The sequence below is a fragment of the Spirosoma spitsbergense DSM 19989 genome, assembly GCF_000374085.1.
GTDB classification, from domain to species: Bacteria; Bacteroidota; Bacteroidia; order Cytophagales; family Spirosomataceae; genus Spirosoma; species Spirosoma spitsbergense.
The window spans coordinates 1-14,986 of record NZ_KB893598.1; the positions used below are offsets into that span (position 1 = coordinate 1).

At 51.4% G+C, this 14,986-nt stretch carries 8 protein-coding genes; 2 read left to right on the forward strand and 6 right to left on the reverse strand.

Translation table 11 applies throughout. From position 1 onward, the window contains the following. Nucleotides 1-120 precede the first annotated feature (120 nt). From B157_RS36260 to B157_RS0130005, 5 genes are all read right to left on the reverse strand, one after another. Nucleotides 121-576, reverse strand: coding sequence for a restriction endonuclease subunit S domain-containing protein (locus B157_RS36260; protein WP_020606998.1), 456 nt, complete (start codon nucleotides 574-576; stop codon nucleotides 121-123). After that, nucleotides 569-1,603 carry a PDDEXK nuclease domain-containing protein gene (locus tag B157_RS0129990; RefSeq protein ID WP_020606999.1) on the reverse strand — a complete coding sequence of 345 codons (1,035 nt, stop codon included), beginning with the start codon at nucleotides 1,601-1,603 and terminating at the stop codon, nucleotides 569-571. Before B157_RS0129990 ends, B157_RS36260 begins: the two co-directional genes overlap by 8 nt. Further along, nucleotides 1,596-4,598 carry a type I restriction endonuclease subunit R gene (locus B157_RS0129995; protein WP_020607000.1) on the reverse strand — a complete coding sequence of 1,001 codons (3,003 nt, stop codon included), beginning with the start codon at nucleotides 4,596-4,598 and terminating at the stop codon, nucleotides 1,596-1,598. Before B157_RS0129995 ends, B157_RS0129990 begins: the two co-directional genes overlap by 8 nt. Before the next feature lie 170 nt (nucleotides 4,599-4,768). Beyond that, entirely contained in the window at nucleotides 4,769-4,921 is a 153-nt protein-coding gene (locus B157_RS39170) for a hypothetical protein (protein WP_020607001.1), read from the reverse strand. Nucleotides 4,922-5,161: 240 nt separating this feature from the next. Further along, nucleotides 5,162-7,447, reverse strand: coding sequence for an NADP-dependent malic enzyme (locus B157_RS0130005; protein ID WP_020607002.1), 2,286 nt, complete (start codon nucleotides 7,445-7,447; stop codon nucleotides 5,162-5,164). Between the two features lie 168 nt (nucleotides 7,448-7,615). Between B157_RS0130005 and B157_RS0130010 the strand changes: the two genes are divergently transcribed. Then, nucleotides 7,616-10,441, forward strand: a complete 2,826-nt coding sequence (locus B157_RS0130010) for a substrate-binding domain-containing protein (RefSeq protein WP_020607003.1) — start codon at nucleotides 7,616-7,618, stop codon at nucleotides 10,439-10,441. A 237-nt stretch (nucleotides 10,442-10,678) separates the two neighbouring features. Here the strand turns inward: B157_RS0130010 and B157_RS0130015 are convergent, their stop codons facing one another. Next, on the reverse strand, nucleotides 10,679-11,368 hold the full coding sequence (locus tag B157_RS0130015) for an outer membrane beta-barrel protein (protein ID WP_169521807.1): 690 nt from the start codon (nucleotides 11,366-11,368) through the stop codon (nucleotides 10,679-10,681). 450 nt (nucleotides 11,369-11,818) lie between these two features. Here B157_RS0130015 and B157_RS0130025 point away from each other — a divergent pair, with 450 nt between their 5' ends. Then, entirely contained in the window at nucleotides 11,819-14,929 is a 3,111-nt protein-coding gene (locus B157_RS0130025) for a VPS10 domain-containing protein (protein WP_020607006.1), read from the forward strand. The last annotated feature ends 57 nt before the right edge of the window (nucleotides 14,930-14,986 follow it).

A 14,986-nucleotide genomic window follows, 5' to 3' on the forward strand; every position in this document is an offset into this window, starting at 1 on the left:
GCAGCGGTCAGCGGTGGAGTGATGATGGGGCGCAAGCGATGCTCAACTTACGGGTAGCGGCTAAGAGTGGCCGCTGGCAATTGGTCAGAGACCGCCTAAATTTAGTTGACAACGACTAAGTCAACTTAAGGCAGGTAGTTTTGAAATGCACCTTTCGGCCCCTTTCATTACATAGTTAATGAAATTGTCATTTTTCAAATGATATGATAAAAATACTTTATCAATTTTTCTGCCTGCTCTGATAATAATAACGTCATTTGATGCAGTCCCGTTTGTATTTGAAAACCATATTTTTCGTAAATAGGGACGAATATTTGAAACTAATATATCACCCTCAGCGAATTTTGTAAAGGAGCCTGATGATGGAAGTTTTGCCGATAATATAACTCCGCCAAAATCTGGAAGTATATTTTCGGTGCTTATGTAAGTCCTATTCTTTAGATTTTGAAGAGTTACTTTCTCATTAATAAACTTTGCAACATTTTCATTGTTAAGCATTCCATTTTCCCATCCACCATCCTCCACAAATTCAGGAAAACGTAATTCGGGTACTAATTTATTCGTTTCGTTATCCATTGTTTTGTTGAGTGGCATTTAATTCGTTCAGGATCAGCGTTTGTAGGGCTGCTTTGGGGAGCAGAAGCTGATATTCTGCTACGCCGATGGGTTTATTGATGTCTTGCAGAGCTATTTCTACGTCGAGGTGGTCTTTATCGGCGCAGAGAATGATACCAATGGATGGGTTTTCGGTAGTACTCTTCTCCAGACGGTCGAGCAGGGAGAGATACAGATTCATTTTCCCGACGTATTCGGCTTTAAAGCTGCCAATTTTTAGTTCGATGGCCACCAGCGAGCGAAGGCCCCGGTGGAAGAACAGCATATCGACAAAGTATTCCTTGCCGTTGTATTCCAGCCGGTATTGGTTGCCGATGAAACTAAACCCTTTGCCCAATTCCAGTATAAAGGCTCTGATTTTGGCGATGAGTCTGTTTTCCAGTGCCAACTCGCTGAGGGGTTCGGTAACACCCAAAAATCCCAGATTATAGGTGCTTTTAAATACCTCGTCAACATAATCGGCATGAACGAACGGCAGTGTTATATCGAAATTATGCGATCTACTGCTTTTCTGTGCGTACGCATAGCTATCCATCTTTATGGCATTGAGCAGCAAATCTCTTGACCAGCCTTTTGTCAGGGTTTCGTTGGCGTAGTACTCAACTGGAACATCTTCCTTTACTTTATTAAGCAGGAGTAGATTATGCCCCCAGGGCAAAACTGCGACAGCTTGTCGCAGTTTTGTGTCTGCCTGATAATAACGGGCATAGAAACGCTTTATATCCCACAAATTACGCGGAGACAGACCCATATCCGGAAACTCGTTTTTCAGGTCGATGGACAACTGGTTTATCACACCACTGCCATAGCCCTCTTCCAGTTGTTTTTCAACTAGTAGTTTGCCCAAATTCCAATAGACAGCATTAGCGGCACTGTTTACTTGTTTAGCAATAGAAACACGAGCCGAGCGAATTTCAACAAGTGCCTGCTGTAAGATGTCGGTATATTCCTGCGTATTTATGGAAACTAATTGATTGCCTTTACTCATAAGCTGCTAATCCTGAAATGTCACGCCCCTGGGCAATTTTCTTTAGTTGGGGCACCAGTTCTTCCATAAGGGCCAGTTCTTTTACCCGGCGTTGTTTCCAGCCAAGTTCCAGCGGCTCCAGCAGGTCGGTGAGTTTTTCGCCGTCAAAAATCATTCGGCTCATAATCGTATCCACAAAGGTTTTCAGGTCTGCCGTTTTCAACCCGTGGTTGTGGGCAATGGCAGCCAGTTCCTTTTCGTTTTTCTCAACCACAAACGTTTCGTACCCCTGGCGTAACGTACCCACATCCTGACCGCTGTTCCAGTCCAGCGCGTTGATATAGCCCGTCAAATCTTCCTGCTCGTCCATCAGGTTAGCATTGGCACTCAGCAAGCTAATTACCTGCTCCTTGGTCATCTTCTGCCGGGCGGGTTTCTGCTGCGTGCTGTCGGCAATCAGGGTCATGATGTAGTCGTAATCAATCACGGCCGACGCAAAGAGCACAAACTCAAAATCCAGTTGCTGGATGTCGGGCGGTGCCTGGTCACCATCCTTTTGCTGGATATCCCTCAGTTGTTTAGCCGTTTCTATATACGAGCTTCTAAACTCCTGCAAGGTTTCCTTCGGCAGGATGGTTTCTATTTTAGCCTGCTGTACTTCGTCTAAGTCGGTGTATTGGTCCAGTTGGGTTTTGAGCCGTTGTACTTCCTTAAAGTTTTTCACGAAGGAAATCCGGGCCGCATCCCCTTTCAGGTTGTACACCTCCTGCGGCTCGTTCACCAAGTTATGTTGCTCCATAAACGCGCCCAATGCAGCTACGGCTTGCTGGTATTTTTCAATCACCACAGGAGCAGGGTCAACCAGCCAGATTTCTTTAGCTCGCCCGTTGTCTTTGCCGGAGAAGAGCGTAATAGCCTGATTCACGGCTTCCTGTTGCGACCGAAAATCCAGAATGTTGCCGTACGGTTTGGTGTCGTTCAATACCCGGTTGGTGCGGGAAAACGCCTGTATCAGTCCGTGGTACTTCAGATTCTTGTCCACATACAGCGTATTCAGGTATTTGGAATCAAACCCCGTCAGCAGCATATCTACCACGATGGTAATGTCAATTTTATTTTTGTGTGGATAATCTTTGTTGCTGTATTTCTGGTCCTTAATGCGCCGTTGCACATCCTGGTAATACAAATCAAACTCGTTAATCGAATGATTGGCACCAAACTGCTGATTGTAGTCGGCAATAATGGTTTTCAGGGCTTCTTTCTTCTCTTTAGGATTTTGTTTGTTATCTTCTTTCTCCTGAATTAAATCTTCCTGTAACTGTTTTATGTCCGCAGCATTTTTTTGGCTTTGCTGATCACCGTCTTTTGCAATGAGTTGCGCCGGTGGAGAGAATACACAAGCTATATTTAACGGAACATAACTTTCGTCTGCTTTTTTCTTTTTCTGTTGACTGCTTTTCAATAGCTGATAATAGTCGATGGCATTATTGATAGACCCCGTTGCCAGTAATGCATTAAATCGCCTTGAGTTGGTAGCAGCATTGTGCTTATCCAGAATAGCTTCTACTACTGCCTGTTGCGCAATAGCTTCGCCCGGTTTGGTGCTTTGAGTACCTTTCCCTTTAAAATAGTCGATGTGAAAACGCAAGACGTTCTTATCGTCTATGGCATCGGTAATGGTGTAGGCGTGTAATTCCTGCTGAAAAATATCTTTTGTCTCTAACAGGGTTGCCTCTTCACCATTTCGTTTTACGTAGGTTGCATTTTCGGTAAAAATAGGTGTACCGGTAAAACCAAATAGTTGAGCATTCGGAAAAAACTCCCTGATGGCTTTCTGATTATCGCCAAACTGCGAACGGTGGCACTCATCAAAGATAAAAACCATTCGCTTATTGCTCAACGGCTCCAGGCGTTCTTTATATTTTCTTGTGTTCGTTCCGTCTAGTGCTAGTCCCAATTTTTGGATGGTGGTAACGATAACCTTGTCGGCATAGTCGGTTGATAACAAGCGCCTTACCAACGTCTCGGTATTGGTATTTTCTTCTACACTGCCTTCCTGAAATTTATTGAATTCCTCGCGGGTTTGTCGGTCCAGGTCTTTACGGTCAACCACAAACAGGCATTTTTCAATATCGGGATTGTCTTTCAGCAGGGTAGATGCTTTAAATGAAGTCAGCGTTTTGCCGCTTCCTGTCGTGTGCCAGATATAGCCGTTACCTCGATTTTGCTGAATACAATCTACAATGGCTTTTACCGCATAAATCTGGTACGGCCGCATCACAAGCAATCTCTGCTCGCTTTCCACCAGCACCATGTACTTGCTAATCATTTCGCCAAGGGTACACTTGGTCAGAAATTTATCAGTGAATAAATCAAGGCGCGTGATTTTTTTGTTGTTCTCATCGGCCAATTGATAAATAGGCAAAAACTGTTCATCGGCATTAAAAGCAAAATGCTGATTTTTGTTGTTGGCAAAATAGTACGTGTTTGTTCTGTTGCTCACTATAAACAACTGCATATAGCAAAGTAGCGAATTGCTATAGCCATTGCCGGGTTCATTTTTATAATCAATGATTTGCTCCATGGCCTTACGAGCCGTGATGCCTACATTTTTCAATTCAATTTGCACGATAGGCAAACCGTTAATCAACAGAATGATATCATAGCGTTGATGGCTATTCTCGGTATTTATGCGTAACTGACTAATAACTTCAAAATCATTTTTGCACCAGTCTTTATTATTCACCAACGTGTAATGCAGTGGTGTTCCGTCTTCCCGTTGAAAGTAGTTCCGTTCACGCAGCAGTTTCGACGCGGCAAAAACGTCAGGATTAATAATTTCTTCCCGTAAACGTAAAAATTCGTTATCTGAAAGGCGAACACGATTAAGTGCCTCAAACTTAGTTTTGAAGTTTTGCTCAAGCGTTTTCCGGTCAACAATTTCAGGTCGATAGATATACTTAAGGTCTGCTAGTTGCCTAATTAAGTCCTTTTCTATTTGGTTTTCCCTGCTCATTCAAATTATAGTCACAAGTGGATTTTTAAGAATTGGGTATTTGAAACGCATAATCACATCACCTCATTAACCTGTTTTTTCAAAAAACGACATATAGTTTCCGAGATTACAGACGACTTATCCATCAACCCAATGTACTACTAAACCGTATAATGGGTGAGGTTTTTGCATCAGGGGGTTTTTGGTGTCAATTTAGTTTTGTCCAGATACGCGTTCAACTGTTCAAAGGTCATTCCCTGAATATCCTTTGAGATTTTTTCCTTAATTTCTCTGAACGTTTTGACCGTGTCAAACTCCTTCACTTTTTTATCAGTCGTCTCCATACCCTACAATTTCTTTTGGTGAACGAATGTCAAGCGTTGAATAGACTAAGCGTAAATTAACAGAATTGTACCCGCGAATAGTACATTACCCTTTCGCTTTTAAGGTGAAACCCAATTGTCAAATATACGCAGGTTTTCGCTTCCCAGCTGAACCATTTCTGTGTTTTTAAGCACTCATGCAAGTCAGGTAATTTTAGCTAATTGCCTGACTTGCAGTTTATTGTTGGAAACTTTTGCAAGCTAGCTCACCCCCTGCGCTTCCACCACGGCGATGGCGACCATGTTGACGATTTCGCGTTCGGAGGAGCCGAGCTGGAGGACGTAGACGGGTTTGCACATGCCCAGCAGAATGGGGCCGATGGCGTCGAAACCAACCGAGCGGGGGCCAGCCGCTTCCCGCATCAGGTTGTAGGCGATGTTGGCCGCCGAGAGGTTGGGGAAAATCAGGGTGTTGGCCCCTTCGTCTACCAGTTTGCTGAGGGGGTAATTCTGCCGCAGCAGGTCGGTGTTGAACGCCAGGTGGGCCTGCATAGACCCGTCCACCACCATATCGGGGTGTTTGCGCTGCAGGATGTCGGTTGCTTCCTGCATCTTGTCGGCGTCGTCGCCTTTGGCACTGCCGAAGTTGGAGTAGGTCACCAGCGCAATACGGGGCTTGATATTGAACCGCTCCACCGCCCGCGCCGTCAGCTCGGTAATCTCCACAATATCCTGCGCCGTAGGATTCACGTTTACGGTGGTATCCGAGAAAAACAGCGGCCCGCGGTTGGTGAGCAGGATGTACATACCCGCCACTTTCTGCACGCCCGGCTCCTTGCCAATCACCTGCAGCGCCGGGCGAATGGTATCCGGGTAGCTCTGCGTCAACCCCGAAATTAGCGCGTCGGCCTGCCCGGTCTCCACCATCATGGCCCCGTAGTAGTTGCGCGATAGCATCCGCTTCCGGGCTTCGGCGGCACTGATGCCCTTGCGGTACCGCTTTTTATAGAATAAATCCCCGAACTGCTCCACCGTAGCCTGCTGCTCGTGCGCCCGTGGGTCGATGATGGGTACGTCGGCCAGGTCGAGGCTGTTCTGCGTGATCATGGCCTGAATCATGGCCACTTCGCCCAGCAGAATGGGGTGGGCAATGCCCGAATCCCGCACCTGCTGAGCCGCTTTGAGTACTTTCAGATTTTCGGCGTCGGCAAAGACCACCCGCTTCGGGTTGGTGCGGGCCTTGTTGTTGATAACCCTGGAAATCCGGGTATCCTGCCCCAGTCGTCGGGCCAGTTGGCTTTCGTAGGCCTCCCAGTCGGTGATGGGGTGCTTAGCCACGCCCGAGTCCATGGCGGCTTTCGCCACCGCCGGGGCTACTGTTTCGAGCAGGCGCGGGTCAACGGGTTTGGGAATGATGTAATGCCGGCCAAACAGCAGGTTGTCGGTTCCGTAGGCCATGTTCACCAGGTCGGGAACGGGCTTCTTGGCCATGTCGGCCAGGGCGTGAACGGCGGCCAGTTTCATGGCTTCGTTGATTTCCGTGGCCCGAACGTCCAGCGCCCCCCGGAAAATGTAGGGGAAACCCAGTACGTTGTTTACCTGGTTGGGGTAGTCGGAGCGGCCGGTTGCCATGATGATGTCGGGCCGGGCGGCAATGGCGTCTTCGTAGCTGATTTCGGGCGTGGGGTTCGCCATCGCAAACACAATCGGATTGTCGGCCATGGAACGCACCATGTCCTGACTCACGGTGTTGCCTTTGGACAGGCCCACAAACACGTCGGCCCCCACGAAGGCTTCTTCCAGCGTGCGTATGTCGCGGCTGGTGGCAAAGAGCGCTTTCCGCTCATCGAGGTCGGTGCGGTCGGACCGGATCACGCCCTTGCTGTCGCACATCACCACGTTTTCCACGCTGGCCCCGAGGGACACGTACAGCTTGGTGCAGGAAATGGCCGAAGCGCCCGCGCCGTTGATCAGGATCTTTACCTCCTGAATCGTCTTGCCCACCAGTTCCAGCGCGTTCAGCAGCGCAGCCGCCGAAATAATGGCCGTGCCATGCTGGTCGTCGTGCATGATGGGAATGTTGAGTTCGGCCTTGAGCCGTTCCTCGATCTCGAAGCACTCCGGGGCTTTGATGTCTTCCAGGTTGACCCCGCCGAAGGTCGGTTCCAGGATTTTGACCATCCTGACGAACTCGTCCACGTCTTTGGTGTCGAGCTCAATGTCGAATACGTCGATGTCGGCGTAGATTTTAAAGAGTAGTCCTTTGCCCTCCATGACGGGTTTGCTGGCTTCGGGGCCAATATCGCCCAGGCCCAGCACGGCGGTTCCGTTGCTGATAACGGCCACCAGATTGCCCTTGGCCGTATATTTGTAAACGTCTTCCTTGTTTTCGGCGATGGCCAGACAAGGTTCGGCCACGCCCGGCGAATACGCCAGCGAGAGGTCGGCCTGCGTACTGTATTCTTTGGTTGGGATAACTTCAAGTTTGCCGGGACGGCCGTTGGCATGGTAGGCAAGGGCATCCTCACGACGAATTTTTTGTTGCATAAAAAGGGGAGTAGATTAGGTTACAGGGTGGCAAGTTAGGGAGACTTCCCTAATGCCTTTACATGAGAGGCAGATTACTGACCGATTATAACCGCCCGCACCGAATTGTTTTGTAGTCAAATACGCATAGATTATCTTTGGACAATACCAAAAACGGCTTCTTTCTCCATGCATTATTCAGGTAACCGGCTCAACAGGCGGGCGGGCTTCTATTCTGGCCAGCACCGACCTAACCGGGTAACCATCGCCCGGTTACTGCTGCTGGTCGTCTGGATAAGTACGGTAGCCTGCCAGTCGGACTCTTCCGACACTAAATCGCTCCGCATCGGCTTTTCGCAGCGTACCCGAGCGGATACTTGGCGCAAAACGATGCAGGAGAATATGAGTCGGGAGTTGTCGTTCACGCCCGAAATTGATTTTATCATCAAAGACGCGCAGGGGCAAACCAGTCGGCAGGTAGCCCAGATCCAGGAGCTGATCGACCAGCGTGTCGACCTGCTGATTGTATCGCCCAACGCGGCCCTGCCCATTACGCCCATCGTCGAAAAAGCCTACCAGCAGGGCATCCCGGTAGTTATTCTGGACCGGCGCACCGCGTCCGACCAGTACACCGCCTACGTGGGGGCCGATAATGTAGAGGTGGGTCGGACGGCGGGTACCTACGCCAGCGCGTTGCTGAAGGGCAGCGGGAACGTGGTGGAGATTGGCGAATCGCCGGGGTCATCGGCCGATATCGACCGGCACCGGGGTTTCGTGGAGGCCATCAACCGGCACCCCGCCCTTCGGCTGGTGACCAAGCTGGAAGGCGACTGGGATAAACAGTCCTTCGCCGGTAAGCTGACGCGGCTGTTAACCACCACGCCCACCATCGACCTTATCTTCGCCCAGAATGACCGCACCGCCCTGAAAGCCTACGCTGTTTGCCAGAAACTGGGGCTGCAAAACCGGGTAAAAATTATCGGTGTGGATGGATTGCCCGGTAAAAATGAAGGCATCGGTCTGGTAGACCGGGGCATCCTGAACGCCACCGTGCTGTACCCGACGGGGGGCAAGGAGGCCATCCGAACGGCGGTGGCCATCCTGAAAAAACAACCCTTCAAACGCGAGAATCGCCTGCCTACTACCCTCATCGACTCTACGAACGTGCGCATTACGCAGTTGCAGAACGACAAAGTGATGGAGCAGCAACAGGATATCGAGAAGCAGATTCAGCGCATCGACGAACTGAACCGCACCTACGCGTCGCAGAAAAACACGCTTTACCTCATCGTTACGCTGTTGCTGATGGCTATTGTGCTGGGGGGCTACGCGCTGTACCTGTTCCGGTCGAAACGGACGGCGTATGAGCTGCTCGAAAAACAGAACGGGGCAATACGGGCGCAGAAAGACGAAATCGAACGCGTGTCGGCCCAGGCGCGACTGGCGACGGAAGAAAAGCTCCGGTTTTACTCCTACATCTCCCACGAATTCAACACGCCCCTGAGCCTGATTCTGACCCCAACGGAAGACATGCTGAGTCAGAAAACGGTGCCTCCGCATGAGTTAAAGAGTAACCTGTCGCTGGTGCAGAAAAACGCGTACCGCCTGCTGCGTCTGATTGATCAGATGCTGGATTTACGCAAGACGGACGCGGGCAAGCAACGACTGCACGCAGCCGAGCAGGACCTGGTAGCCTTTATTGACGATATTGTGCAGGACTTCAAACGCAAAGCTCAGAAGCAGCGCATCGACCTGCAGTTTATTCCGTCCAGCCCCCGGCTGCCGGTCTGGTTCGACGGGGAGAAGCTGGACAAAGTGATTGTGAACCTGCTGGCTAATGCCTTCAAATACACGCCCAAAGGGGGCCTGATTCACGTGCGGCTGGATACCATGGAGGGCCGGGTGCGGGTTCAGGTGGCCGATAACGGCGACGGGATGACCCCCGATGAACAGGCCCACGCCTTCGACCTGTTTTTCAGCGGCACCAAAACGTTCAATCTCTCCAAAGGGCTGGGGCTGGCCCTATCGATGGAGTTTATCCAACTGCACCAGGGCGATATCAGCGTACAGTCCCGCCAGGATGCCGGAACCACGTTTACCGTGTTGCTGCCCCTGGGGAACGCCCACCTGGATGCCGATGAACTAGACGGCACCATCAGCCAGAAAACAGCCCTGTATCAATCGCTGGTAGACGATACCGAGGGAGAGACGGAAAGCCCGCAACCGGTTGCGCTATTACCTGACAGACAGGCGGCTACGTTGCTGGTGGTGGAAGATAACGACGAGTTGCGGGCGTTTCTGACGGCCCGGCTGGGGAAGGAATTCGACGTGGTGGCCGAATGCACCGGAATGGCCGGGTGGGAGCGGGCCTTGGAAATTATCCCCGACCTGATTATCAGCGATGTAATGATGCCGCATTCGGCCGACGTAGCGATGGACGGGTTTCAACTCACGCAGCGCATCAAAACCGACTGGCGCACGTCGCACATTCCGGTTATCCTGCTCACAGCCAAAGGGCAGATGGAAAGCCGTATTGAGGGCATGCGGGCGGGGGCCGACCTGTACCTGACCAAGCCGTTCAACACCGCTTACCTGCTGGAATCCATCCGCACCACGCTGGCGAACCGGCAGAAACTGCAGCAGCGTTTTGCCGCCGACTTCTCCGCCCAGACCGGCAACCGGGAAGACAAGAAATTCATCAACGAACTGGCCGCGCTGGTGGAGCAAAATCTGACCGATCCGGCCTTTGGCGTGGAGAAACTGAGCCGCGACATGGGCCTTTCCCGCGTGCAGCTGTACCGCAAAGTACAGGCGTTGCTGAACATGAACGTGATGGACTACCTGTCCGACATCCGGCTGAAACGGGCTAAGTTCCTGCTTCGCGAAACCAGTAAATCCATGGCTGATATTGCCGTAGAAACCGGCTTCAACTCCCCCGCCTATTTCACCACCTTCTTCAAACAGCACACCCGGAAAACCCCCACCGAGTACCGCCGGTCGCCGGTGGAGGTGTGAGTAAACAGCTTCTTTCTACGGAGCGAAGCTGTTCAGCCGTTTTTTTTGCCTGGGGGGTATTGGCTAATTGACATGAACTAAGCCATTTCACCTTGACCACCCCCAACCCCCTCCTAAAACAGGAGGGGGCTTCACAAAGGGCGCCCCGTTGCATAGCCCCCTCCTTTCTTCAAGGAGGGGGTTGGGGGTGGTAAAACAGCAACTATTTAGTGCATGTCATTCAGCCAACGGTAGCCGTCAGAACGAATAGACCAGCTGTGTTTGCCCGTTCACCTGATACGAGGTGTAATGAGTATAATTACCATTCGGTTTGACATTCCAGATAAGCAAAGGCTGGGCAATGAGTGATAAATGTGGATTGAGCCGGTACGCGATACCGGCTCCCAAAACAGGCCGATACGTGACTGCTTTGCCCGAAAGAAACTCGAAATCGCTCTGACCGGAACCTGGTTCGTATTCTACCCGTGTGCGTTGACGAAAACTGGCTAAACCACCTACGGAGAAATAGGGCGATAGTCGGTTGCTGGTTAGCCGATAATTGATGAAAAGAGGGATTTTTAAGCCATGACTACTAGTTCGGGCCGGAAGTTGGGTTAGTGTAAGAATAGGGTCGGACGTAGAAATGGAAAGGGAAGTAGTGCGTGAATAATTGTACCACAAGCCCGTTGACACCGACCAGTTTGGCGTGAGTTGGTAATGAATCATCCCGCCCACTACATAACCCCATGCCTGGGTTTTAGTAGAAAGGATAACTGATTCCAACACCGCAGAACCGTTCATAGTAGACGCGACGTATGATGGCTGCGTCGCGTTCGCGTAGGAATAGGTTGGCGCAGCCGTAATGGAAAGACCAAACCGATGCTGGGCTGATACCAGTGTTACCGATACCAGGAGCAGGCTACCAATTAGCGCAATAGTCGTTTTCATAGGTAAAATGGTAAGGAAGTAAGTTGGGGTATAAACGCGTGAGCAGGGAAGTTGATTGGCTAACAGCGAAAATTTAATGGGTTTGCCTTTTCTCTGATAAAATCCACCCAAATCCACCGATAATCGGGTAATACGGTACAAAAAGTCGTCAGATAAGGTCATCCTGATTATTTTTGGGGAAATTCACAAGCTCAATCTCATACCGTCGGCTGATTGAGTTGAACAAAATAACCGCCGAACCAACAATCGCTTTTTCGCCCATACTGACCACCCCCAACCCCCTCCTAAAACAGGAGGGGGCTACGCTGAAGGGTTCCCTTTTTCAAGTCCCCTCCTGTTTTAGGAGGGGGTTGGGGGTGGTCGCAATCCGGCGGTTATTTACGTCAAATCAATAAGCCGACGGAGTCAAGGCAACCCGTTCTCCCATTAATTTATCAACTAACCGTTCTTATGCTTAAACAACTCCTCTTTTTCATCACCGCCGGTTTTCTGTTTACCCAGGTGGCCCTGGCCCAACAGCCCAAAGCCAGTGCATCGCTGACGTTTGACCCTGTGCTGTACGAGGGCATTAAATGGCGGGAGCTGGGCCCCTTTCGGGGTGGGCGTTCCTGTACCGTAACGGGTGTAACCGGTAAACCCAATCTCTATTATTTTGGCAGCGTAGGGGGCGGGGTCTGGCGCACGACCGATGCCGGGCAAACCTGGGGCAACATCACGGACAACTACTTTGGCGGTACCATCGGGGCCGTTGCCGTGGCAGAAAGTGACCCCAACGTGATTTATGTGGGACAGGGCGAGCAAACGGTACGAAGCAACGTAGCATCCGGCAATGGCGTTTGGAAATCGACGGATGCCGGAGTGACCTGGAAGAGTATCGGTCTGGAGGATTCCAAACACATCGCCCGCATTCGGGTCCACCCCAAAAATCCCGATCTGGTCTACGTAGCGGCTATGGGTAACCTATGGAAGCCCAACGCCATGCGGGGCATCTTCCGCAGTACGGATGGCGGGCAGACCTGGAAGAAGGTTCTCTACATCAACGACCAGGCCGCAGCCGCCGACCTGATTCTGGACCCCAACAATCCGCGCATCATGTACGCCAGCACCTGGAACATAAAGCGAAATGGCTACCGGATGGACAGCGGTGGGCCCGACTCCAAACTCTGGAAAAGTACGGACGGTGGTGATACTTGGGAAAACCTCTCCGACAAGCCGGGGATGCCCAAAGGAACCAACGGTATTATCGGCGTTACGCTGTCGCCCAAAAACTCCAGCCGGGTGTGGGCCATCATCGAAAACTCCGAAGCACCGGGTGTGTATCGGTCGGAGGATGCGGGTAAAACGTGGAGCCGGATCAATCAGGACCGCGCCCTGCTGCAACGCGCCTGGTATTACTGCCGCATTTATGCCGACTCCCAAAACGAAGACCTGGTGTACGTGATGAACGTAAGCTACGGCGTATCCAAAGACGGGGGTAAAACCTTTGAGCTGAAAAACGCCCCCCACGGCGACCACCACGACCTCTGGATTGACCCCGATAATAACCAGCGCATGATTATTGGCGATGACGGGGGCGGGCAGGTGTCCAACGATGGCGGTAATAACTGGACCACCTACCACAACCAGCCAACGGCGCAGTTCTACCGGGTCGCTACCGATAACAGTTTTCCCTACCGCATCTACGGTGCCCAGCAGGACAACACTAGCATTCGGATTCCGCACCGTACCACGGGGAGCGCCGTTACCGAAAAAGACTGGACCGCCCTGGCCATTGGTGAAAGTGCTCATCTGGCCCCGGACCCGCTGCATCCGGAAATAGTGTATGGTGGTGATTACAAGGGGTATATGACCATGCAGGACCTGGCTACGGGGCAGGAACGCTCGACTAATGTGTATCCCGACCTGCCGGCCGGGTCGGGTGCCGACGTGATGAAGTACCGGTTCAACTGGAACTACCCCGTCTTTTTTAGTCCCCATAATCCAGAGAAGCTTTACGCCGGTTCCAACCATCTGCACGTCAGCTATAACGGGGGCGAAAGCTGGGACGTGATCAGCCCCGACCTGACTCGGGCCGACCCCGAAACCATCAAGTCATCGGGCGGACTGATTACGCAGGACAACACCGGAGCCGAATACTACGCCAACATTTTTGCCGCTGCCGAATCGCCCTACACCGAAGGCGAAATCTGGACCGGCTCCGACGATGGGCTGGTAAACCTGACCACCGACGGGGGGAAGAACTGGAAAAATGTCACCCCGCCCATGTCGCCTAAGGTCAACATGATTAATGCGGTGGAGGTGAATCCGTTCGTGAAGGGGGGCGCTTACATTGCCGCTACGGCCTACAAATTTGGCGATTACACGCCCTATATCTACAAGACGCTGGATTACGGAAAAACCTGGACCGTAGTGACAAAAGGCATTCCCGCCGATGAGTTTGTGCGGGTTGTGCGGGCGGACCCGAAGCGGAAAGGGCTGCTGTATGCCGGCACGGAAAAGGGGGTTTGGGTATCATTTGATGATGGGGAACGCTGGTCGAAATTACAGCTTAACCTGCCCCCGGTACCCATTCACGACCTGGCGGTGAAAAATGATAACCTGATTGCCGCTACCCACGGACGAAGTTTCTGGCTGATTGACGACCTTACTCCTCTGCACCAGGTAAGTAAAGATGTAGCCTCAAAGGACGCTGTTCTGTATAAGCCTATGCCGTCTTACCGCATGGCGGGGAGCAACAAACGGGAGGCCGCGCTGGAAGGCGAAAACCACCCGAACGGCGTGCTGATTCATTATTTCATCAAAAACATAGATGATAAATCGGACGTTAGACTCGATATTCTGGAGAGCGATGGCGACACCATTCGTTCGTTCAGTAACAAAGCGAAGGAGAAGGCCAATCAATTGACCGTCAAAGCCGGTGGTGACCGGTTTGTGTGGGATATGCGCTACCCCGGCTATAAAACATTTCCGGGCATGGTCTTTTACGGCTCCCCCAATCTGGGCCCCAAGGCCGTTCCGGGCAACTATAAGGTTCGACTGACGGTAAACGGACAGGCGCAAACGCAGGACTTCGAAATTCTGAAAGACCCCCGCCTGACTACCACCCCGGCCGATTTTCAGGCCCAGTTCGATTTTCTGATGAAAGTGCGGGATAAGGTAACACAGGCCAATGAGGGCATACTCAACATCCGGAAAATCAACGAGGACCTGAGTTACCTGAAAAAGAAGATGGGTGCAGACCCTAAAAATAAAGACGTCAACGACGCCATCAAAAAGTTTGAGGATGAGTTAAAAACGCTCGAAAATACCATCCATCAAACCAAAAACAGCAGCGTTCAGGACCCCCTCAATTACGGCATCAAGCTCAATAACCGCCTGGCCCACCTGATGTCGGAACAGGCTCAGGGCGACTATCCACCCACCAAACAGGGGGAAGACGTGCGGCAGCAACTGTCGAAACAGGTGGACGAACAGCTGGGGAGACTCGCCGAAACGATTGGCGTCAACCTGCAAAAAATCAACCAGATGGCGAAAGAAAAGGGCGTCATGTTCGTGAACTGATACGGTAAAACTGAATGCAGTTGAAACGCCCTGATTTTGGCCAAAATCAGGGCGTTT

What these genes read in the sequence shown, in the direction of transcription:
- B157_RS36260 (WP_020606998.1), bottom strand. Translation starts at nt 576, where the DNA reads ATGGATAACGAAACGAATAAATTAGTACCCGAATTACGTTTTCCTGAA.
- B157_RS0129990 (WP_020606999.1), bottom strand. Translation starts at nt 1,603, where the DNA reads ATGAGTAAAGGCAATCAATTAGTTTCCATAAATACGCAGGAATATACC.
- B157_RS0129995 (WP_020607000.1), bottom strand. Translation starts at nt 4,598, where the DNA reads ATGAGCAGGGAAAACCAAATAGAAAAGGACTTAATTAGGCAACTAGCA.
- B157_RS39170 (WP_020607001.1), bottom strand. Translation starts at nt 4,921, where the DNA reads ATGGAGACGACTGATAAAAAAGTGAAGGAGTTTGACACGGTCAAAACG.
- B157_RS0130005 (WP_020607002.1), bottom strand. Translation starts at nt 7,447, where the DNA reads ATGCAACAAAAAATTCGTCGTGAGGATGCCCTTGCCTACCATGCCAAC.
- B157_RS0130010 (WP_020607003.1), top strand. Translation starts at nt 7,616, where the DNA reads ATGCATTATTCAGGTAACCGGCTCAACAGGCGGGCGGGCTTCTATTCT.
- B157_RS0130015 (WP_169521807.1), bottom strand. Translation starts at nt 11,368, where the DNA reads ATGAAAACGACTATTGCGCTAATTGGTAGCCTGCTCCTGGTATCGGTA.
- B157_RS0130025 (WP_020607006.1), top strand. Translation starts at nt 11,819, where the DNA reads ATGCTTAAACAACTCCTCTTTTTCATCACCGCCGGTTTTCTGTTTACC.